18 protein-coding genes and 1 tRNA gene are annotated in these 17,932 nt (G+C 64.0%); 9 read left to right on the top strand and 10 right to left on the bottom strand.

The window, feature by feature from the left end; genetic code table 11:
* Nucleotides 1-94 precede the first annotated feature (94 nt).
* Nucleotides 95-1,009, top strand: a complete 915-nt coding sequence (locus tag ABIB90_RS23975; protein ID WP_354169779.1) for a DMT family transporter — start codon at nucleotides 95-97, stop codon at nucleotides 1,007-1,009.
* 169 nt (nucleotides 1,010-1,178) lie between these two features.
* On the opposite strand, the gene ABIB90_RS23970 is transcribed toward ABIB90_RS23975, so the two are convergent.
* From ABIB90_RS23970 to rplU, 3 genes are all read right to left on the bottom strand, one after another.
* Complete coding sequence (locus tag ABIB90_RS23970) at nucleotides 1,179-1,772, bottom strand: GNAT family N-acetyltransferase (protein ID WP_007598921.1); 594 nt, start codon at nucleotides 1,770-1,772, stop codon at nucleotides 1,179-1,181.
* Between the two features lie 154 nt (nucleotides 1,773-1,926).
* The gene (rpmA, locus tag ABIB90_RS23965; protein ID WP_007598923.1) at nucleotides 1,927-2,196 is read right to left on the bottom strand and encodes a 50S ribosomal protein L27; all 270 of its coding nucleotides are present in this window, start codon (nucleotides 2,194-2,196) and stop codon (nucleotides 1,927-1,929) included.
* A 97-nt stretch (nucleotides 2,197-2,293) separates the two neighbouring features.
* Nucleotides 2,294-2,683 carry a 50S ribosomal protein L21 gene (gene rplU, locus ABIB90_RS23960; RefSeq protein ID WP_007598925.1) on the bottom strand — a complete coding sequence of 130 codons (390 nt, stop codon included), beginning with the start codon at nucleotides 2,681-2,683 and terminating at the stop codon, nucleotides 2,294-2,296.
* A gap of 334 nt (nucleotides 2,684-3,017) precedes the next feature.
* Here rplU and ABIB90_RS23955 point away from each other — a divergent pair, with 334 nt between their 5' ends.
* From ABIB90_RS23955 to ABIB90_RS23945, 3 genes are all read left to right on the top strand, one after another.
* Nucleotides 3,018-4,166 (top strand): ROK family protein, encoded by a 1,149-nt coding sequence (locus ABIB90_RS23955; RefSeq protein ID WP_219681798.1) that lies wholly within the window; start codon nucleotides 3,018-3,020, stop codon nucleotides 4,164-4,166.
* A gap of 433 nt (nucleotides 4,167-4,599) precedes the next feature.
* Nucleotides 4,600-4,689, top strand: a tRNA-Ser gene (locus ABIB90_RS23950).
* A gap of 303 nt (nucleotides 4,690-4,992) precedes the next feature.
* The gene (locus ABIB90_RS23945) at nucleotides 4,993-5,670 is read left to right on the top strand and encodes a hypothetical protein (RefSeq protein ID WP_354201496.1); all 678 of its coding nucleotides are present in this window, start codon (nucleotides 4,993-4,995) and stop codon (nucleotides 5,668-5,670) included.
* Nucleotides 5,671-6,884: 1,214 nt separating this feature from the next.
* On the opposite strand, the gene ABIB90_RS23940 is transcribed toward ABIB90_RS23945, so the two are convergent.
* The 7 genes from ABIB90_RS23940 to ABIB90_RS23910 form a co-directional block, all read right to left on the bottom strand.
* Complete coding sequence (locus ABIB90_RS23940) at nucleotides 6,885-8,072, bottom strand: tyrosine-type recombinase/integrase (protein WP_354201495.1); 1,188 nt, start codon at nucleotides 8,070-8,072, stop codon at nucleotides 6,885-6,887.
* Nucleotides 8,073-8,264: 192 nt separating this feature from the next.
* Nucleotides 8,265-8,495, bottom strand: a complete 231-nt coding sequence (locus ABIB90_RS23935) for a hypothetical protein (RefSeq protein WP_354201494.1) — start codon at nucleotides 8,493-8,495, stop codon at nucleotides 8,265-8,267.
* Nucleotides 8,496-8,760: 265 nt separating this feature from the next.
* Nucleotides 8,761-9,024, bottom strand: a complete 264-nt coding sequence (locus ABIB90_RS23930) for a hypothetical protein (protein WP_354201493.1) — start codon at nucleotides 9,022-9,024, stop codon at nucleotides 8,761-8,763.
* 19 nt (nucleotides 9,025-9,043) lie between these two features.
* Nucleotides 9,044-11,122, bottom strand: a complete 2,079-nt coding sequence (locus ABIB90_RS23925; protein WP_354201492.1) for an AAA family ATPase — start codon at nucleotides 11,120-11,122, stop codon at nucleotides 9,044-9,046.
* A gap of 25 nt (nucleotides 11,123-11,147) precedes the next feature.
* Nucleotides 11,148-11,336, bottom strand: a complete 189-nt coding sequence (locus ABIB90_RS23920; RefSeq protein ID WP_354201491.1) for a hypothetical protein — start codon at nucleotides 11,334-11,336, stop codon at nucleotides 11,148-11,150.
* Nucleotides 11,336-11,875 (bottom strand): hypothetical protein, encoded by a 540-nt coding sequence (locus ABIB90_RS23915; protein WP_354201557.1) that lies wholly within the window; start codon nucleotides 11,873-11,875, stop codon nucleotides 11,336-11,338. Before ABIB90_RS23915 ends, ABIB90_RS23920 begins: the two co-directional genes overlap by 1 nt.
* Nucleotides 11,876-11,877: 2 nt before the next feature.
* Nucleotides 11,878-12,417, bottom strand: coding sequence for a hypothetical protein (locus tag ABIB90_RS23910; protein WP_354201490.1), 540 nt, complete (start codon nucleotides 12,415-12,417; stop codon nucleotides 11,878-11,880).
* Nucleotides 12,418-12,685: 268 nt separating this feature from the next.
* Here ABIB90_RS23910 and ABIB90_RS23905 point away from each other — a divergent pair, with 268 nt between their 5' ends.
* From ABIB90_RS23905 to ABIB90_RS23885, 5 genes are all read left to right on the top strand, one after another.
* A complete protein-coding gene (locus ABIB90_RS23905) occupies nucleotides 12,686-12,886 on the top strand; it encodes a hypothetical protein (protein ID WP_354201489.1) in 201 nt (66 codons plus the stop codon).
* Nucleotides 12,887-13,086: 200 nt separating this feature from the next.
* Nucleotides 13,087-14,100 carry an HD domain-containing protein gene (locus ABIB90_RS23900; protein WP_354201488.1) on the top strand — a complete coding sequence of 338 codons (1,014 nt, stop codon included), beginning with the start codon at nucleotides 13,087-13,089 and terminating at the stop codon, nucleotides 14,098-14,100.
* Nucleotides 14,093-15,889, top strand: a complete 1,797-nt coding sequence (locus tag ABIB90_RS23895; protein ID WP_354201487.1) for an ORC-CDC6 family AAA ATPase — start codon at nucleotides 14,093-14,095, stop codon at nucleotides 15,887-15,889. Before ABIB90_RS23900 ends, ABIB90_RS23895 begins: the two co-directional genes overlap by 8 nt.
* 131 nt (nucleotides 15,890-16,020) lie before the next feature.
* Complete coding sequence (locus ABIB90_RS23890) at nucleotides 16,021-16,875, top strand: hypothetical protein (protein WP_354201486.1); 855 nt, start codon at nucleotides 16,021-16,023, stop codon at nucleotides 16,873-16,875.
* A 5-nt stretch (nucleotides 16,876-16,880) separates the two neighbouring features.
* Nucleotides 16,881-17,930 (top strand): DNA cytosine methyltransferase, encoded by a 1,050-nt coding sequence (locus ABIB90_RS23885; protein ID WP_354201485.1) that lies wholly within the window; start codon nucleotides 16,881-16,883, stop codon nucleotides 17,928-17,930.
* Nucleotides 17,931-17,932: the final 2 nt, after the last annotated feature.

Raw genomic sequence — 17,932 nt, 5'->3', positions numbered from 1 at the left:
GAAGCGAAGCAATCCAGACTGTCTCCGCGGCAACAGTCTGGATTGCTTCGTCGCAAGAGCTCCTCGCAATGACGAGTTTCCACGAACGACAGCAATGCCCCTGTTCAAGAATCTCTCGGCCTATGACGAACGCTCGGCGCGCCTCGCCGGGATCGCACTCATGGTGCTGTCGATCTTCATGTTCTCGTTCGGCGACGCCATGGGCAAGTTCCTGGTCGGGACTTATTCGGTGGGGCAGCTGCTGTTCCTGCGCGCCTGCGCAGCGCTGCTGCTGCTGTCGCCGCTGGTCTGGCGGCAGCGTCACCAGTTCCTGCAGCTGGAGCGGCCGGGCCTCCAGCTCTTTCGCGTCGTGCTGTCGACGCTGGAAGTGGCGGCCTTCTTCCTTGCGACGGTCTACCTGCCGCTCGCCGACGTCATCACCTATTATCTCGCCGGGCCCATTTTCGTCACCGCGATGTCGGCGATCTTTCTCGGCGAGAAGGTCGGCTGGCGGCGCTGGACGGCGATCCTGATCGGCTTCTGCGGCGTGCTGATCGCGCTGCGGCCGTCGGCACAGACGGTGAGCCTGCCGGCGCTGATCGCGCTTGGCGGCAGTCTTTCCTTCGCAACGCTGATGCTGATCACGCGCAGCCTGCGCAAGACGCCCGATATCGTGATGGCGTCGTCGCAATTCGTCGGCACGTTCTTGCTGGGTGCGGTGCTGTCGGCGTTCCACTGGGTGCCGCCGACACCGGGCAGCCTCGTGATCTTCGCGCTGGCGGGATGCGTCTCGGTCACGGCGCTGTTCTGCGTCAACCGCTCGCTCAAGCTCGCGCCGGCCAGCGTCGTCGTGCCCTATCAATATTCGATGATCGTCTGGGCGGTGATCTTCGGCTTCGTCGTGTTCGGCGACGTGCCCGAAATCGCCACCATCGTCGGCGCCGCCATCATCATCGGCGCCGGGTTCTATATTTACTTGCGTGAGCGCGATCTGGGGCGCGGGGACGTGGATGTGAATCCGCCGGCGTAATCACAGTCATCGGCGTCGTCCTGGACAAGCGGAGCGCAGATCCAGGACCCATTACCCCAGGGAGGAGTTTGATGAAGATTCGTGGTTGATAGTTCGCGCCACGACTTCACCCTGGGGTAATGGGTCCTGGCTTCCGCCAGGACGACGATTGTGATTGAGGCGCTTCCGCCTACCTCACCCTCCGCGCACTGCTCCAGCTCTTCAGCGACGCCCACACACTGCGTGACAGGCGGAAGCAGTCGACGGGCGTGGACGAGCCCAGCGCCAGGAAGCGATGCAGCTGGACGCCGCTCCACTGGAAGCCGCACTTCTCCAGCACGTTGCGCGACGCCGGGTTGGTGACGCGCGCGCCCGCATAGAGATGATCGTCCTCGAACTCCTCGAAGAAGAAGTCGATCGCGCCGCGCGCGGCCTCGGTGGCAAAGCCCCGGCCCCAATGCTCGACGCCGAGCCAATAGCCGAGCTCGGCATTGTCGGGCGTCGAGCGGTCGATGCCGACCACGCCGACGGGGCCGTTGTCATGCTCGATCAGGAACACCGTCTCGCCGCCGGGCGCGGCGGTGGCGCGGACGAAGGCGATAGCGTCGTCCTGCAAATAGGGATGCGGGAGGCGCCTTGTGTTTTCGGCGACACGGCGGTCGTTGGCGAGGAGGGCGATGGTCCTGACGTCGGCGAGGGTCGGCCGCCGCAAGGTCAGCCGTTCGGTGGCGACGACGCTCGGTCTCGCCTCCCGCAAGGTCACGCTCGAAAAATCCTGCAACATGTCCGGCTCCGTCGAAGTCACTAAAGTGAAAGTGAGCACGCAAACGAAAGGGGAGGCCGGTTTCCCGCCTCCCCTGGAGCCTTCGATCTCTAGGATCTAAAGGACTCCGCCGGTTCGGTCTGGGACCCGGCGGACTCCAAATTTGATCCACCGTCTATTCAGCCGCCTCTGCGAGCGGGAGCACCGAGATGAAGGTGCGGCCGTTGGCTTTGGCCTGGAACGTTACGCGGCCCTCGACCTTGGCGAACAAGGTGTGGTCCGTGCCCATGCCGACATTAAGGCCGGGATGCCAGGTGGTGCCGCGCTGACGCGCAATGATGTTGCCGGGAATCACAACTTCCCCGCCGAACGCCTTGATACCGAGGCGCTTGCCCTTGGAATCGCGACCGTTGCGCGATGAACCGCCTGCTTTTTTGTGAGCCATGGCTCGTCTCCGAAATCCTGAGTATTTCTAGATCAATTCCTTGACGGAATCATTTCACAATTTCTCACGCATCAATTCGTGATGGCGCGTGATCAAATTATGCGGCGGCCTCTTCGGTGGTCGTTTCCTTGACGACCTTTTCCCGCTTCGGACGCGGCCCCTTGGTGGGCTTGGCGCCGTCCGTCAGGATCTCCGAGATGCGCAGCACGGTGATCTCGTCGCGATAGCCGCGCTTGCGGCGCGAGTTCTTGCGGCGGCGCTTCTTGAAAGCGATGACCTTGGGACCGCGCTTGTGGTCGAGCACCTCGACCGCAACGGACGCACCTGCGACCGTGGGCAGACCCAGGATCGGCGTGTCGCCGCCGACCAGGAGAACTTCATTGAGCTGCACGATCGAGCCGACTTCGCCTTCGATCTTGCCTACTTCCAGGACATCATCCGGAACGACGCGGTACTGCCGGCCGCCGGTTTTGATGACTGCGAACATCGTTGTTTTCCTTCGTGTTCATTCCCGGCCTCGCGACTTATCGTCGGGGCCGGCTTTTTGTCAGTCGTTATGGGTTTATGCGAGTTTTGTGCGGGCGGGAGTTATCCCTTTGAAAACCCACACAAAAACAAGCGGCGCGAGAAACGCCCCGCGCCGGTTGCGGGATTTATAGCCGCTGACAGCACGGAGTCAAGGAAAAGCCGGCGAAAACGGCCCGGATTTGAAGCATTTGGGCCCGATCCGGCCCCGCAGGCGAATTTCGGCCCGCGCGGCAACCAACAGGTTCCCCCGCCGTTGTCCCCGCGAATTCAGTCAGACGGGCAAGGGGCTTACCATGGCAACGGACGAGCTGGTCAAGACGACGACGGGCATCGCCACCCACGGCGCGGAGCGGTTGCCGTCGGTGGACATCGACAGCTTCAACATCGAGATGAAGGACGAGGACGGGTTTCTCGGCGACCGCGCCAGCAAGGGCGCGTTTCGCGAGATCCTCGATCGCTGGCGCAAGCCGCTGCGCAAGACCGGCGAGGACCCTTTCGGCAAGGAGCCGTCGGATGAGATCAGCAAGAAGACGCTGGACGCCATCCTGGTCGGCGACGACACCGAGGCCTCCGCGCTGGTGCACAGCGCGATCGAGGACTTTGCCCAGGAGCTCGCCTATGTCACCCGCCGTTTCCTCAAGTCCAAGGCCTGGGCCAAGACCGAGCGCATCGTGGTCGGCGGCGGTTTCCGCGATTCCCGGCTGGGCGAGCTCGCGATCGCGCGCGCGGAGATCATCCTCAAATCCGAGGACTTCAAGATCGACATGATGCCGATCCGCCATCACCCCGACGAAGCCGGCCTGATCGGCGCGCTGCATCTGGCGCCGTCCTGGATCTTCGAGGCCCATGACAGCATCCTCGCCGTCGATATCGGCGGCACCAACATCCGCTGCGGCCTGGTGGAGACCAGCTGGAAAAAGGCAAAAGACCTGTCGAAAGCCAAGGTCGTGAAGTCCGAGCTGTGGCGCCATGCCGACGACGAGCCGACGCGCGAAGGCGCGGTGAAGCGGCTCACCAAGATGCTGAAGGGGCTGATCACCGAGGCCGAAAAAGAAGGCTACAAGCTGGCGCCGTTCATCGGCATTGCCTGTCCCGGCGTGATCAACGCGGACGGCTCGATCGAGAAAGGCGCGCAGAACCTGCCGGGCAATTGGGAGAGCAGCAAGTTCAACCTGCCGGCGAGCCTGCTCGAGGGCATCCCTTCCATCGGCGAGCACGATACCGCGATCCTGATGCACAATGACGGCGTGGTTCAGGGCCTCTCCGAGGTGCCGTTCATGCAGGACGTCGATCGCTGGGGCGTGCTCACCATCGGCACCGGCCTCGGCAATGCCCGCTTCACCAATCGCCGCAAGGACAACGGCCAAGGCAAAGGTAACGGCAAAGATAATGGCAAAGACCGGGAGTCCACGGAGAACGGGAAGAAAAAAGGCAAAGAATGACAAAGAATGACAAGGAGTAACCTTGTCTGGTTAGGTTAAGAAACGGATTGCGTTGCGGTGCACGGGTTACACGCTACGGTGGAACCGTCGCCTCACCTGGCCGGCGAAGCCGCCCTTCCCAGCCAGTATTTCAATGAGCGGCACGGGACCGCCAGTGTTTACCGCGTCTGGCGGTCCCACCCCTTTTTCAGCGCATAATGAATGAGACGGGCCTCGTGCCCCGATAAAGGTGCGTTCCCTCCCCCCTTGTGGGGGAGGGCCAGGGAGGGGGGTAGCCCAGGAAAACGTGCCGGTTATTGATTGCGCGGCGAGAAACAGAGCGAAAGCGGTGAAACGGGCAGCGGATTTTCGCGCTCCCAGCCTTGTCTGGCCCGCCATCCTCGCCTATTAACGCCCGAACCACAGGGGCCCTGCTCCTTACTTGGCGCCTTCAGGAGAGGTGGCAGAGTGGTCGAATGCACCGCACTCGAAATGCGGCATAGGTGCAAGCCTATCGGGGGTTCGAATCCCTCCCTCTCCGCCACCATAAATTGCGTGACGAAAAACCCTTCGGAATCAGCGTTCTGCGAGCACTCCGGATTTTTTCGGTGGAGCACTGCGGTGGAGCACTCCCCACCGGTGTTGTGCCACGAACGCGCGCGATTCTCGACTCGAAGCTCGGGGCGATCGAGGGCGATTCGAGAAGTTCTGAATCCTTGCTGGCGACGCCGCGTCGGCGAGACCACCACCGCCGCGACGACGCGTTGCGCGCCTCCCGCGAGCGGAACCTTCTACTTAAATCGCGACGCCGCGCCTACATGTGCTCCTGCTCTGCAGGAGATTGGAAATGGACCCGACGCTCGGTGTACCCGCCGCAAGGATGCTGGATACGTTCAAGTCGATGCCGACATGGCTGTTGGCGGGGCTGCTTGTTTCGCTCCTGTCGATCTGGCTTTGGCCGCCGTTCCAGCTCGCGCTTCCCGAACCGGTGCGCTCGAACGTCCCCCTGGTGCTGTTCTTCGTGTCGACGTTGACCGTCTGCAATCTCCTGAGCTTGTGGTTGGCGCATCTCGCCCAGCGCCGGCAGCGCTCGCGAGCCCGCGAACGAGAGAGGTTGACGCATCTCTATCGTCCGCTCAACGCGCTCTTTCTGACGCGGCACGTCACCGTCTGCACCGGCGCCACCTCGCCGCGCTTGCGGCAGCGGATCGAGAACGCCTGGGATGCGCTTGGTGCCCAGGGGCGGCGCTGGCGACGCATCAAGCGAGCCTTTCGGGCGCTCTTCGACAAGCAGCGTTCGTCAAGCGCCGAGGTCGAATATGGCGGAGACTTCCCGTTGGCCAGGATCATCGATCTGGTCCGCAAGAACATCCGACACGCCGGACCTGAGCTGCAGGACCTCGTCAATCGTGCCGATCGCTCGCACTACGAGGAGTACGGCCACGCCCTGATGACTGACGCGGAGTATGAGCTGTTTCGGCACATCGACGGCGAACATCGACGGCTGTCCGCGCGGGCGGGATAGAGGAGACAGGATCGTCGCCGACGGCCCGGACTGGACCCGGAAGGCGGTCGATGAAACGTGCCGAACGCCGCTTCGTCTTTTCCGCACGCAAATCCCGCACGCCTTCGGCGCCGCAGACGCGGCCGACCGCCTAGGCGGTGCCGTCGGGAGAGGGCCGGTCGCTTCGAACGTCCGGCGCCATTGAGGGGATCGGCCGAGCTCCGGCTTGCGGTAGGATTCGGACGATGCTCGGTGCCCGTCACCGGGCCGCTCGAGTCCCAAGGAATCCCCGCAGGCTCGGGATGGGCGCGTTCGCGGGAACCCGCCCCGGCTCCCACCGTCCGGGATCCATTTTCCAATCCTACAAACGGCGAGACGACTTCCTTTGAGCGCGCGGAGGCGCACCGCGGGGACCCGGAGTTTCCGATGGCGCACCGCGCGGGACCCGGAGTTTTCGACTTTGGCGAATTTCCCGCCCCGCGCGAAACGATGGCGAGCGGGAGCGCGGTTCCCCCGCCAGCAGCAGCAGACGCCGTCAAGGCAGAATTGACGTATTATTGAACACGATCAATGACTTGAAGTTACAAATGGTGATCGAGGCGGTGCGGGTCCGGCGGTCGCAGAGACCCGGGATCCTCACCGGACATCACACCAAGAGCGGCGATCCGGCGGCTACGAACCGTAGTGCAGTACGCCGATCTGGCGCCCCGAACCGCCGCGAGCAGGCGCCGGCGCTTCCGAAACGTGCCATGGTTCGAACGAAGCGGGTCGATTGCGCCTCGCCTTGCGCACTAGATAGCGACTTCGCCCACGTTCATGGGATGGTTGTCTCGGATACGGGCAGAAGCGCTGTACGGATTCTGTACGGATTGGGCTTCCACCGGTCGCCGCGACGCCGTTTTCGATGTCCCGAGACGATCCGACGTACCTCGTAGGACATTGAATTTGTTGGGTTCGGACGAAGGCGGTTAACCGTCCCCATCAACCCGACTTCGCGAACGAGGCGGAAAGTCCAGCGAATTCAGGTGCTTGAGGCGGCGGCGGACGGAGGCTGTCCGGGAATTGTACGGTCGCTGTCGGCCGTCGCGGCCGATGGACCGAACCCTATCACGGGGCCGCCGGCGGGCATAGGCCGGGCGCCGGCTGCCCGTTCCGGGACGAAAAAGGCCGCCGACCCGATGGGGCGGCGGCCTTGCTGGAGGCCTTGGCGGCGGCGCAGACGGGCCCGTCCGGCGTCAGTGCAGCATCTGGTCCATGACGCCGTGGCCGATGACCTGGACCACGCGCTCGTCGGAGTGGTCGTACCGGCGCTTGAGCATGAAGATGCTGATGCCGACCACGGCCGAGATCACGCTGGCGGACAGGCCCTTCTCGATCAGCCAAGTGATGCACGTGTGGCGGAGCGTGTGGCCGGTCACCTTTTCGATGCCCAGTTCGCGCATCGCCGCGGCGAAGTAGTCCTCCAGCCCCTTCTGGGAGAGCGGGCCGCCCTTCGAATTGCGGAAGACGTAGTCGTGGCCGACGTCGGCCCGCTCCCATTCCGCGATGACGGCGAGGAGCTTCGGCGGCAGCGCCACCGGGGGCGCATGCTTGCGCTTCTTCTTCGAAGCGCCGAGAGGCCAGCGGTACATCGTCGCGCCGGCGACGTCGATGTGGCCGGTGCCGAGGAACGGCTTCCAGGCCATGCCGGCGTAGCGACCGGGCCTGCTGCCGAGCGGCAGTCCGAGACGCACCGCCCGTCCGACCATCAGGCGCCGGTTGGCTTCGGCCTTGGTCAGCGGTTTCGACGCCGGCCTCCAGCTACCCGTCGCGGGATCGTAGTCCTCGTCGCCGTCGGCCCAGCGCAGGATCCGGTCGCGCTCCTCGCGAGTCAGCACGCGGTCGCGGCCCTCGGGCGCTTCCGGTCGGGGGAACGCCACCGCGGACGCGCACAGCTTGGCCTTGCAGTAGGCGTTGATGGCCGTGATCAGCTTGACGATGCAGTTGTAATAATAGCCGTATTCGTAACCGGCTTGGAGCATGCCTTCCTCGGTCGCCAGCAGCCAGTCGCCGTCGAGGTCGATCAGCCGCCGGCCCGCGAGATACGAATCGAGCGGTTTGAAGGTGGACTCCAGCACGGCGACGGACCGGACGTTGCTCTTCGGGCAGGTGCGCTTGCGGTATTCGACCACCTCGGAGGCGAGCGTGAAACGGGCGTCGACGATCCGACGGTTCTTGGCCTCGTCCTGCTTCTTGAACAGGTCCAGGATGTCCCGCGCCAGCGCCTCGTCCCTGGTCCTGGTGCTCCGGACGTAGCAGTGGTTCCGGAAGATCGCCCACATGCCGTGCGGCCGCTCGCGGATTTCGTATTTGGCCGGCCGGTAGTCCGCGCCGTCCGCGACCTGCGGCATGGACGCGGCCCGCACGACGCTGGCGTCGTGCATTGCCTGTCGGATCTCGTTCATGGTATGACTGAGCCTCTTGGCGCACGGTCGCGGCTGCTTTTCGACGGCTAGGTCCGCGTCGTGCGTCGTTGGGGGCCCTGCCGCGAGGCGGGGCCCTTGGTTTTCGGGACGGAAGCGAGCTCCCGGCGGCGGATTCCGCCGGGCGCTTCCTGATGCGGTAGGGTGGGGTCGCTAGTGCAGGCCGACCGCGCGGGCGCGCGCGGCCTCGCGGGCTTCCGCGTCGAGGTGGAGCACGAAGACGCTCAGGTAGCGCGCGGCGAGCGCGCGGTCGCGGAAACCGGTGCTGGTCAAGTAGAGGCCGTTGCGGGTGATCGCCCAAACGCCGCTCGGGCGACGGCGCAATTCGAAGGCGCCCTGTGCCGAGACGCCGGCGCCGAGGACGGAGTGCTTGAGGTAATGCATGTCGTTCATCCTTCTTGCGAAGCACGCCGGCTGCTTTTCGACGGCCAGGTCCGGGCGCGCTTCGCGTCGGGGGCCCGTCTCGAAGGACGGAAACCCCTGGTTTTCGGACGGGACGCTCCCGGCGGTTCGTCCGCAGGGCCCTTCCGGATCTTCGCGACCGGCCGTGACCGGACGCATCAAGGTTCTAGATCGAGCGGCCGGTCGATGCCAAGAGGCCGGCTGGCGCCCGGAAGACGGATCGGAAGCGGTGGAATCGGCGCGTCCGTCATCGCGCTCCGCCCGCATTCTTCGCCGGCCGACGCGCATTCTCGAACATCTCGCGTATGGCCTTCTTCGACGTTAGCAACTTACGGTTGAGAAGAACCGTTTCCAATTTCTGAGCCCGGTAGGCGGACCGCAAGAACGATGCGGTCAGGAATCCGCCGTCGGGCGACAGCAGCGCGGCGGCCTCCTCGAACGACATGTATTCCGTGTCCGACCACATGGATTCGAGGGGTCTGGCGGCGACGCGCCTGGGCTTCGGTTTCATGCGATCCTCCTTCTCCTTCTCAAGGATTCGTCTTCTTGCGGCGGCCGCATTCGGGCCGGGCGAGCCGGCCGCGGACGAGTCCTTCGACCTCGGCGCCGGTCAGATGGCGCCTCTCGGCCAGCCGCTCCGCGACCGCGAGGATGGCGTCGCTGTTGGCGGCCACCAGCCGGTCCGCCCTGAGCTGAAGCCGGCGCAGGTCGCGGCCGACCGCCTCGCGCAGGTCCGGGTCGAAGGCGACGGCGCGCAGCAGCTCCTCCTCGCCGGCGCCGAGGTAGAGCGGCGCCCCGCGCATCCCGAAGCTCGCGTGGAGCGAGGCGATCTGGACCGTCGAAAAGCCGATGTCGCTGTCCGCGGCCCCGCCCCCGCCGCTCGAGACCGAGCCCGTGAACAGCCGCTCGGCGGCCCGCGCCGCCAGCGCCACGGTGACGCGGTCCTCGATGGTCTGCCGGGTGGTCAGGTCCTCGTCGGAATAGAGCACGGACGTGCGGCCGCCGGCGTCGCCGGCGCTCCTGAGGAAGACGCCCTGCACGGTGCCCGCCGCCAGCGCGAGCAGGATCACCGCGTGCGCCGATTCGTGGAGCGCCATCCTGAACAGGCGCGCCGGCGGATGCGTCTCCGCCGGCATCGCCGCGGCGATCAGGTCGGCCACGGCGAGGCCGCGGGCGGCGTGCCTGGCGGCGCGCCGCGCCGTCCGCACCATGTACATGATCTCGGCCGGGGTCGCCCCCTCCATCACCGCGCCGGCCGCGGCGAGGTCCTCGCCCGCGAGTTCGTCGTCGAGATGGAAACGCAGGATGTTGACGATGCCGGCGGCATCGGGAGGATCGATCCGGACGACCTTCTCCAACCGCCCCGGCCGGAGAAGCGCGCGGTCGACGCGGCTGATATCGTTGCAGGTGCCGACCACCAGGAGATGCGCGTCCTTCGCCGCCAGTGCGGAATCGACGATATTCAGAATATCCGAAACGACGACGTTCCACCACTCTTGCGCGCGATTCGACATGTTTGCACGTTCCGGTATTGCGGCGTCGACCTCGTCGATATGCCAGATCGCGATCGGCGCGGCCATGGCGACCGCCATCGCGTGCGACTTGCGCGCTTCCTTCACGACGGTATCAAGATACCCCGGACCGTTCGCGAACCACGAGCCGGCGGACGTCGTGACCAGCGGAATGCCGCCGCATCCTTGCGACAGCACTGCGGGAAACCATGATTTGCCACAACCTGGGATTGAGTGCAGGCAGATGCCCCGGTCGATGTCCCGCCAAGAAATTCGGTTATTCCGGAAATCCTCCAGGTCGCGCGCCAGGTCGAGTCCGAATCGCTGAGCCGCTCCGTATTCCACCGCGGTGGAGAGCGCCGGGACGCGCTGCGCCGTCCCGACGTGCGAGCGGCGCGCGGCTTCGAGACGCCGGACGACGTCCTTCGCGCCCTTGCCCGGCCTGAACGCGGCGACGATCTCGGGCAGGTCGAGGCCGGCCGCGATCCCGGGTTCGAGCTCGCCGGGCGATCGCCGCGCGAAGCGCGCGATGGCCTTGCGCAGCACGGCGCCGTCCGGCGGGGCGACGCTGACCACGATGTCCGCCGCGCTCCGCAACGAGGCGGGCAGCAGCTTTTCGTCGTGGCTCACGCCCATCACGCACATGCCCCGCGACAGGTCGCGGGCCGCCTCCACCGTGCCGGCGTCGTCGCGCCTGCGGTCCGTGCCGTCGCGCGTGTGGAAGCACCAGCGCGAGCCGAATTCGGAGGCGACGTAGGCCGCCACGGGCGCGACCCAGGCGGGGCCGGGGACGATCACGATCGCGGCGAGCGCCTGGACGTGCGCGAGGCGGCGGCGGACGGCCGGCGTCGTCGCCGCCTCGAAGGCCGCGCCGACGACGATGGCGGTGGCGGTCCCGCGCGGTTTCCGGGCCGTCTCGGGCCGCGCCGGCGCGGCTTCGGTTTCCGGTCCTGCGGTTTCAGGTCCTTCGGATTCGACGTCCTCGGGCCCGAGCGAGTCGTCCACGTGGAGGTCGGACAGTCTCTTGAACCCCGTCCGCACCGCCGGGCGGCGTCCGCTCCTCGGCTTCTTCGGCTTTTTTTTCAGATTCTTCGTCATCTACGCCACCTCGCAATCGTGAACCTCAGTCCCCGTCCCGTCCCTCGTCGTCGGATCCGAGCGAAGCGAACGCGGCGAGCACCTCGTCCGGCACCTCCTCGATCGCCAGCGCCAACACGAGGTCCGCCGAACCGCACAGCGGACAGCCGTGACGGTCGCCGTCGTACTCGCACTCGCCCTTGCGCCCGCAGGCGCCGCAGCGGAATTTCGCCATCACTTGCCCTTTCTGCGGGGCCGCCCCGCCTCGACGAAGCGGTCCGTGTCGCGGTCGTAGAATCGGTAGCGCGGCAGCCAGCGGCCGCCGACCCGGCGGTGATCGACGTAGAGATTTTCGAATCCTTCATCGACCGGAACGGCGGGGCGGTCTTCCGCATGGACGGCGCAGCGGGTCGTGAGCCAGCCGCCGCCGAAGAGGCGCCCGGGTTCGCCGCAGATCTCGCAGGTCGTCGCGCTGCGCGCCTCGGCGAGCTCGATCGCCTCCTCGATCAGAGCCGTGGCCGTCGGCGAGAGGCGGCCCGACCAGTAGAAGCGGAGCGAGCCGTATTTTTCCTTCACCTGCGTCGCGCGGAACGGCCCGCCGTCGGCGCGGACCGCCGCCCGGATGCGCTTGCAGGCGCGCTCGAGCAGATCGCGCCAGCCGTCCTCCACGGCCGGCCAGCCTTCCGCGGCGAGCGGATCGTTCTCCGCGTGGAAAAGATCGGGATAGGATTTCACGAGCGTCGCCCGCCAGCCGGAATCGCACCGCAGGGCCATCGTCACGCCTCCCTGCGCTCGAGCGCCTCGGCGTCGTCGATCCGGACGAAGCTGTCGGTGTCGTAGTCGTAGCGGGCCGCGACCACCACGCGGAGCCGGCCGCGCACCGTCACCTGCGTCAGGTGCACGTTTTCCATCTCGGGCGTCATCGCGGGCGCGCCCTCGGCGTGGTCGGCGCAGCGGGCCGCGAGGACGTCGTCGGCCCGGTACAGCCGGCCCCGCGCGCCGCAGGTCTCGCAGACGCAGACGGAGCGCGCCTCGGCGAGATCGACCGCGGCGCGGACCGCCGCCTCGCTGGCGGCCGAGAGCCGGCCGCCCCACCTGATGCGCAGCGCGCCATGGCTCTGCTCGATGCTCTCGAAGCGGAAAGACTCGCGCGGCTCGAGCGCGGCGGCGATCCGGACGCAGCAGCGGTCGACGACGCCGGCCCAGCCCGGGCCGCACTCCGGCACGCACGGGGCGCGGCCCGGCCTGGCGAAGAAGTCCGGAAGGATCGACGCCAGATCGTCCCGCCAATCGTCACGCTGCAGCACGCCCGCCATACCAACACCTCACGCCTACACAACAAATGTTCTTGCTTTGTTCTATGACCGAGGCTGCCGCATCGAGTCAATAGATTCTATTGAAAAGATAGACCTATTTCAAATAGGTCTATGAGGATCACGATCTTTCGGGACTTTTGGGGGCGTTTCAGGTTATCGAGGTCGTCGATCGATGTGGAAATCGGCCGCGTGGAGGCCCGAGGGCTTGCCGCGTTCCGCCTACCGTGGAATTTTCCCCCGATCCAACAGCATATGGGCGACGGGACCGATGGCGGAAAAGAAGAAAGCCGGGAGACCGGGACGGAAGCCGCCGACCGGCGGTCCCAAGAAGCAGCTTCTCACCTCGCTGGATCCCGAGATCATCAAGAGGGTCAAGTCGGCGGCCGCGCTGCGGGACACGACTGCCTCGGCGGTGATGGAGCAGGCCGCCGTCGAGTGGCTCGAGCGGCACCAGGATGGGAAGAAATAGGGCGGCGTGTCGCCGCCGACGTCTTTACCGCGATCCAGACATCCCTCGCGGCGACCATGGCCGCCTCACGGAGCCGCCTTGTCGCGAAAAGCCGGGAATACCTAAGCCCGACGAAAGATTGCAGCGGCGTGGTATTTCGCGTCCGATTATCATAGAAACCGGGCGCACGGGGTCCTGTGATGAATTTAGGCGGTAAAACATTGGCCGATTGGCTGCTCGCGCAGCCCGTGGGGGAACTTCCGGTGCGGAGTTTCGCCTACCAGGATAACTACGCGGCGTTGGCATCGAATCTCCTGCCATTGCACAAGGAAGTCACGGCAACCGCGAACCGGGTGGACGGCGGGTATCTGACCGATCACGGTCCAGATCACATACGAAAACTGATATCGCGGATTTCCGAGTTGTTGTCCGCCGGCGAAGGTCTGATATCCGCCTACGAAGCATACGTCCTGCTTTGCGCAGCGCAATTTCACGACGTCGGCAACATCTTCGGCCGAGACAAGCACGAAGAGATGTCCTGGCAGATTATGGAGCGGAACCGCACGACGCTTCCGCCCGACAATATTGAGTACCGCCTGATCTATGACATAGCCCAGGCCCATGGAGGCGATCGTAAGGACAAACTCAGCGACTTGCCGCGCACGTATGATATCGCCCAGACCACGGTGAGACCTCAACTTCTGGCCGCGATCCTTAAATTCGCGGACGAACTCGCGGAGGACTCGGAACGCGCAGCGCGCTATACCGCCCAACTCGGCCAGCTCGGCGGAAGCGAGATATTCCACGAATATGCGCTCGCCTTGCAGAACATCTCCATCGACGGCCTTTCCCGGGAAGTCCGAATGCAGTTCGTGATGCCGGTCAGCAAGGCGACGCGAACTTTTACGAAAGGGTCGGTGGGCGCGACTACCAACGTGTACCTGCTCGACGAAATCTTTAAGCGGACGATGAAGTGCCATTGCGAACGCATGTACTGTTCGCGTTTCATGCGATCTGTCATCGATCTTACGGCCGTTTCCGTGAACATCGCGGTCACCAACGAAGCCGGTTACAAGGTCGAGGAAACGATCGCCTACAAATTAGCCGAAACCGGGTACCCCGATTCCAGCGGCCAGGACATCTACGAAATATGTGATGATTTGAAGCGCTGGAAAAACGTCGGTCGCCTGAACGGTCTAGCATTGAAGAGCGAACTGGAGCAGGCCCATGTCTAGCGACCTGACCAAGAACCCGTTCGCCGTTCAGTCACCCGAGCACATCGCCGCAGACGACGTGATCTCGCTGTTCGTCGAGGATTTCGCCGATTTCCATCAGGTACTTCGGACAGGCCATACCTTCCTTCATGGCGCCCGCGGTTCCGGAAAAAGCATGATATTCCGGTATCTGGAGCCGGACTGCCAGGTCATCGCGAAGAAGCGCGCGTTGGGTGAGCTCGAGTTCTTTTCCTTCTACATCCCCATCAAGGAAACCGAACTGAGGCTGACCGAACTTCTCAGGCTTGAGAAGGAACGTCACGGGAGCCTCGCGCTGAACGAGCACCTGATGACAGTGAGCTTCGCGATCAAGATGCTCGCGTCGCTGCAGAGGATCTCCGCCCACGCGGACGCGGCGGCGGCCAAATCCTTCGCCGGCTTCGTCGGCGGCGACTTCATGAGACTTCTCCGACGGGGCGGCTGGCGCGGCGAACTCCCGACGATCGACGCCGACGCGCCGTTTGATCGGGTGCGTCAGGCCGCGACCGAGGTGATGGAAGACTTGCACGCGGAAGTCTCGCAGTTCATCCAACGGCTCTCGCTAGGCAGAAATTTCACGTACGAGGGCGCGTTGCTTGGCTTCCTCGATTTCCTCAAGCCGTTCACTCTCGCGTTGCGTTCGCTTTCCTTCATGCCCAAGGCTCCGACCTTCCTGCTAATCGACGACGCGGACAATCTGAGCGAGGAGCAGACGCGCATCCTCAATACGTGGATCTCTAGCCGAGGGGTCGCCGAACTGAGCCTGAAGGTATCGACGCAGCTACGCTACAAAACCTACCGGACCGTCTCGGGCCAGCAGATCGAGATGCCACACGATTTCGCAGAAGTAGAAATCTCGAACGTCTACACTTCCGATCGGGATCGGTACGCAAAACGCGTCCACGATATCGTTCTCAGGCGGCTACAGAAGGCTGACATCGCCGCCAAACCGGACGAATTCTTCCCACCCGATCGCGAGCAGGAGCACGAAATAGAGGCAATCGCCGCGAAGCTGAAAGAAGCGTTCCCGACGGAAGGGCGCGGAAATCGGGCGCGGGACGACGCGTACCGTTATGCCCGTCCGGATTTCATAAAAGGTCTTGGCGGCACCCGGAAAGCCTCATCGACCTACAGCTATGCAGGGTTCAGTCAACTCGTTCACGTATCGTCCGGCGTCGTACGCTATTTCCTGGAGCCGGCCGCGTTAATGTGGGGCGAACAGTCGGCGGCGAACGACGGCAGGCCCGTTTCGTCCATCGCCCCCCACATCCAGAATAAGATCGTCCGCAGCGAAGCCAACCGATTCCTGACCTCGGAGTTCGAGCGAATTTCGCAGGACGAGACGCGAGGGGCGGATCACCGTGACAAAGCGTGGAAGCTTCGCAACCTGATCGACAGTCTCGGTAGTCTGTTTCAGCACATATTGGTCTCCGACGATGCGGAAAGACGCGTATTCTCGGTTGCCTTCAGCAACGGTCCCGACGACGAAGTCCGCGCGGTGTTCAACCTCGGCGCCGAGTACAACTACTTCCACAAGAGCTCAATCGGCAAAAAGGAAGGGGGTGGCAGGACCGACCTATACATCCTGAGCCGCCGGATTGCGCCAGTCTTCAATCTCGATCCGTCGTCGTTCGCAGGCTACAAGTTCATCACCAATGACACGGCACGGATGATGATCATGGAGCCCAAGCGCTTCACGAACAGTCTTCGGTCGGGGACGTTGGGCGACGTGATCGATCCTCCTCAAGGCAACCTTTTCGGGGAGGTATGATGTCCGTTCCGGCGAAGGTTCTTCTAAACGGGCTTTCCGGCGAATTGCCGTCGAAGATCGACCTGTTCGTATGCTGCGCGAGCTACGAAAGACGGTCGACGTGCGCACCGCTCAGCATCGCACCGGATCAGGTGGCCGTCCCGCTCATCTGCTTCAACGACGATTTCGAAGATTCTGTGCGCGAAAACCGGGTCGCCATCCTGAAGCATTTCGGCGGGAAGTCGCGACTCGTCGCGTTACGGCAGAGCGATCCGATGCTTGGACTTGATCATCTTCACGAGGCACTCGCGGCCATCATCGATGGAGAAGCCAAGACTGTCGTCATCGACTCGACGACGTTCACGCACGAAGGCCTGTTGATCCTTCTCCGCCTCTTGGCATCCTGCCTCCGAGAAGGCGACGCCATCCATATCGCCTACACGCCCGCTGCGGACTACGCGCTCGGTTCGAATGCCGCCGACAAATGGCTCAGCCGAGGACTTCGAGAGATACGTTCGGTGCTGGGTTTCCCCGGTCTGATGGTCCCGGCGCGTGATCTGCACCTGATCGTACTAGTTGGTTTCGAGGTCGAACGAGCCCGCATGCTTATCGATTCATGCGAGCCCGACATCGTATCGCTCGGAAGCGGGCGAGACGCGACCGACTCCGGAAAGGCACATTTGCCGCGCAACACGGAGAGCCTGCGAAGCCTTTCGGTCCTGTATCCGAACTTCCTCAAGTTCGAGTTCTCGAGCGTCGATCCGATCGAGACCGAGCAGGCTCTCTCGCGGCAGGTTGGCCTTTTTCCCGGCAAAAACACCATCATCGCCCCGATGAACACCAAGCTGTCGACGATCGGCGCGGCCGTCCTCGCCATGAAGCAGAGGGAAGTCCAACTCTGCTACGCGCCCGCGATGACGTACAATACTCCGGCCTATTCGAGTCCTTGTGACTTCTGCTACGTCACCCGGCTCGAAATTCCGCTGTTTGACGCTCTCAAGGGATAGCGGGAATGCTTGGGCTTGATCTCTTTTCGGGTGCCGGGGGCATGTCGTTGGGCGCACGATGGGCCGGCATAGACGTTAAGCTGGCGATCGAATTGCATCATGCCGCCGCGCGCACGATCGCAAGGAATCATCCCGACTGCCTGGCGATCCAGGGAGACCTCCAGCACATCAACGGGATCGGAAACTACCGGCGACGCAAGGAAGAACTTGTCATCTTCGGCGGCCCTCCGTGCCAAGCGTTTTCGACCTCGAACCAGCGAAACCGCGGTCCTCAAAACGTACGCAACTTCCTCTTCCGTGAATTCCTGAAATTCGTGCAGGCGGAGGAACCGGATTGGGTCGTGTTCGAGAACGTGCCCGGCATTCTTGAAAAGGGAAGCCGACCCTACGTGCTGGAAATAGAGCGAAAGCTCCGAACCCTGGGCTTCAGCTTGGCATCCGGAGTCCTGGACGCCGCCGACTTCGGCGTCCCTCAGCACCGTAAGCGGTTCTTCATCATCGGATCCCGCAACGGTCCGGCACCGAGTCTACCAACTTCACGGCAGATCAGGCTCACCTCCGTTAACGAGGCAATCGAAGATCTACCAGCGCTGGAAAACGGCGCGGAGGAATGTACGCTCGCCTACAGAAGCGCGGCCAGAAGCACTTACGCCAAGAAGATGAGAGGGGGGCGCGCGCAATGCTCGAACAATCTGGTCAGCGACAACTCCAAATTTGTCGTATCCCGTTACAAATACATCCCTCAGGGGGGAAATTGGTCGGACATTCCGCGCCACCTGATGAGAAATTATTCGGACCCCACGAGATGTCACACCGGCATCTATCATCGTCTGAACGGGGATGAGCCATCGGTCGTGATAGGCAATTTCCGCAAGAATATGCTGATCCACCCGACGCAGGATCGCGGCCTATCGGTGAGAGAGGCGGCGCGACTCCAGTCGTTCCCAGACTGGTACGAGTTCGTCGGCACGATCGGGCTCCAGCAGCAGCAGGTCGGCAACGCCGTCCCGCCTTTGCTCGCGAAAGCCGTGTTCTCGCAGATCACCCGGGCCTGAGC

The organism is Bradyrhizobium sp. JR4.1, assembly GCF_040548605.1.
GTDB classification, from domain to species: Bacteria; Pseudomonadota; Alphaproteobacteria; order Rhizobiales; family Xanthobacteraceae; genus Bradyrhizobium; species Bradyrhizobium canariense.
The sequence above is the reverse complement of the archived record's forward strand: the minus strand, read 5'-3'. Positions and strand labels throughout refer to the sequence as shown.

What these genes read in the sequence shown, in the direction of transcription:
- ABIB90_RS23975 (WP_354169779.1), top strand. Translation starts at nt 95, where the DNA reads ATGCCCCTGTTCAAGAATCTCTCGGCCTATGACGAACGCTCGGCGCGC.
- ABIB90_RS23970 (WP_007598921.1), bottom strand. Translation starts at nt 1,772, where the DNA reads ATGTTGCAGGATTTTTCGAGCGTGACCTTGCGGGAGGCGAGACCGAGC.
- rpmA (WP_007598923.1), bottom strand. Translation starts at nt 2,196, where the DNA reads ATGGCTCACAAAAAAGCAGGCGGTTCATCGCGCAACGGTCGCGATTCC.
- rplU (WP_007598925.1), bottom strand. Translation starts at nt 2,683, where the DNA reads ATGTTCGCAGTCATCAAAACCGGCGGCCGGCAGTACCGCGTCGTTCCG.
- ABIB90_RS23955 (WP_219681798.1), top strand. Translation starts at nt 3,018, where the DNA reads ATGGCAACGGACGAGCTGGTCAAGACGACGACGGGCATCGCCACCCAC.
- ABIB90_RS23945 (WP_354201496.1), top strand. Translation starts at nt 4,993, where the DNA reads ATGGACCCGACGCTCGGTGTACCCGCCGCAAGGATGCTGGATACGTTC.
- ABIB90_RS23940 (WP_354201495.1), bottom strand. Translation starts at nt 8,072, where the DNA reads ATGCACGACGCCAGCGTCGTGCGGGCCGCGTCCATGCCGCAGGTCGCG.
- ABIB90_RS23935 (WP_354201494.1), bottom strand. Translation starts at nt 8,495, where the DNA reads ATGCATTACCTCAAGCACTCCGTCCTCGGCGCCGGCGTCTCGGCACAG.
- ABIB90_RS23930 (WP_354201493.1), bottom strand. Translation starts at nt 9,024, where the DNA reads ATGAAACCGAAGCCCAGGCGCGTCGCCGCCAGACCCCTCGAATCCATG.
- ABIB90_RS23925 (WP_354201492.1), bottom strand. Translation starts at nt 11,122, where the DNA reads ATGACGAAGAATCTGAAAAAAAAGCCGAAGAAGCCGAGGAGCGGACGC.
- ABIB90_RS23920 (WP_354201491.1), bottom strand. Translation starts at nt 11,336, where the DNA reads ATGGCGAAATTCCGCTGCGGCGCCTGCGGGCGCAAGGGCGAGTGCGAG.
- ABIB90_RS23915 (WP_354201557.1), bottom strand. Translation starts at nt 11,875, where the DNA reads ATGGCCCTGCGGTGCGATTCCGGCTGGCGGGCGACGCTCGTGAAATCC.
- ABIB90_RS23910 (WP_354201490.1), bottom strand. Translation starts at nt 12,417, where the DNA reads ATGGCGGGCGTGCTGCAGCGTGACGATTGGCGGGACGATCTGGCGTCG.
- ABIB90_RS23905 (WP_354201489.1), top strand. Translation starts at nt 12,686, where the DNA reads ATGGCGGAAAAGAAGAAAGCCGGGAGACCGGGACGGAAGCCGCCGACC.
- ABIB90_RS23895 (WP_354201487.1), top strand. Translation starts at nt 14,093, where the DNA reads ATGTCTAGCGACCTGACCAAGAACCCGTTCGCCGTTCAGTCACCCGAG.
- ABIB90_RS23885 (WP_354201485.1), top strand. Translation starts at nt 16,881, where the DNA reads ATGCTTGGGCTTGATCTCTTTTCGGGTGCCGGGGGCATGTCGTTGGGC.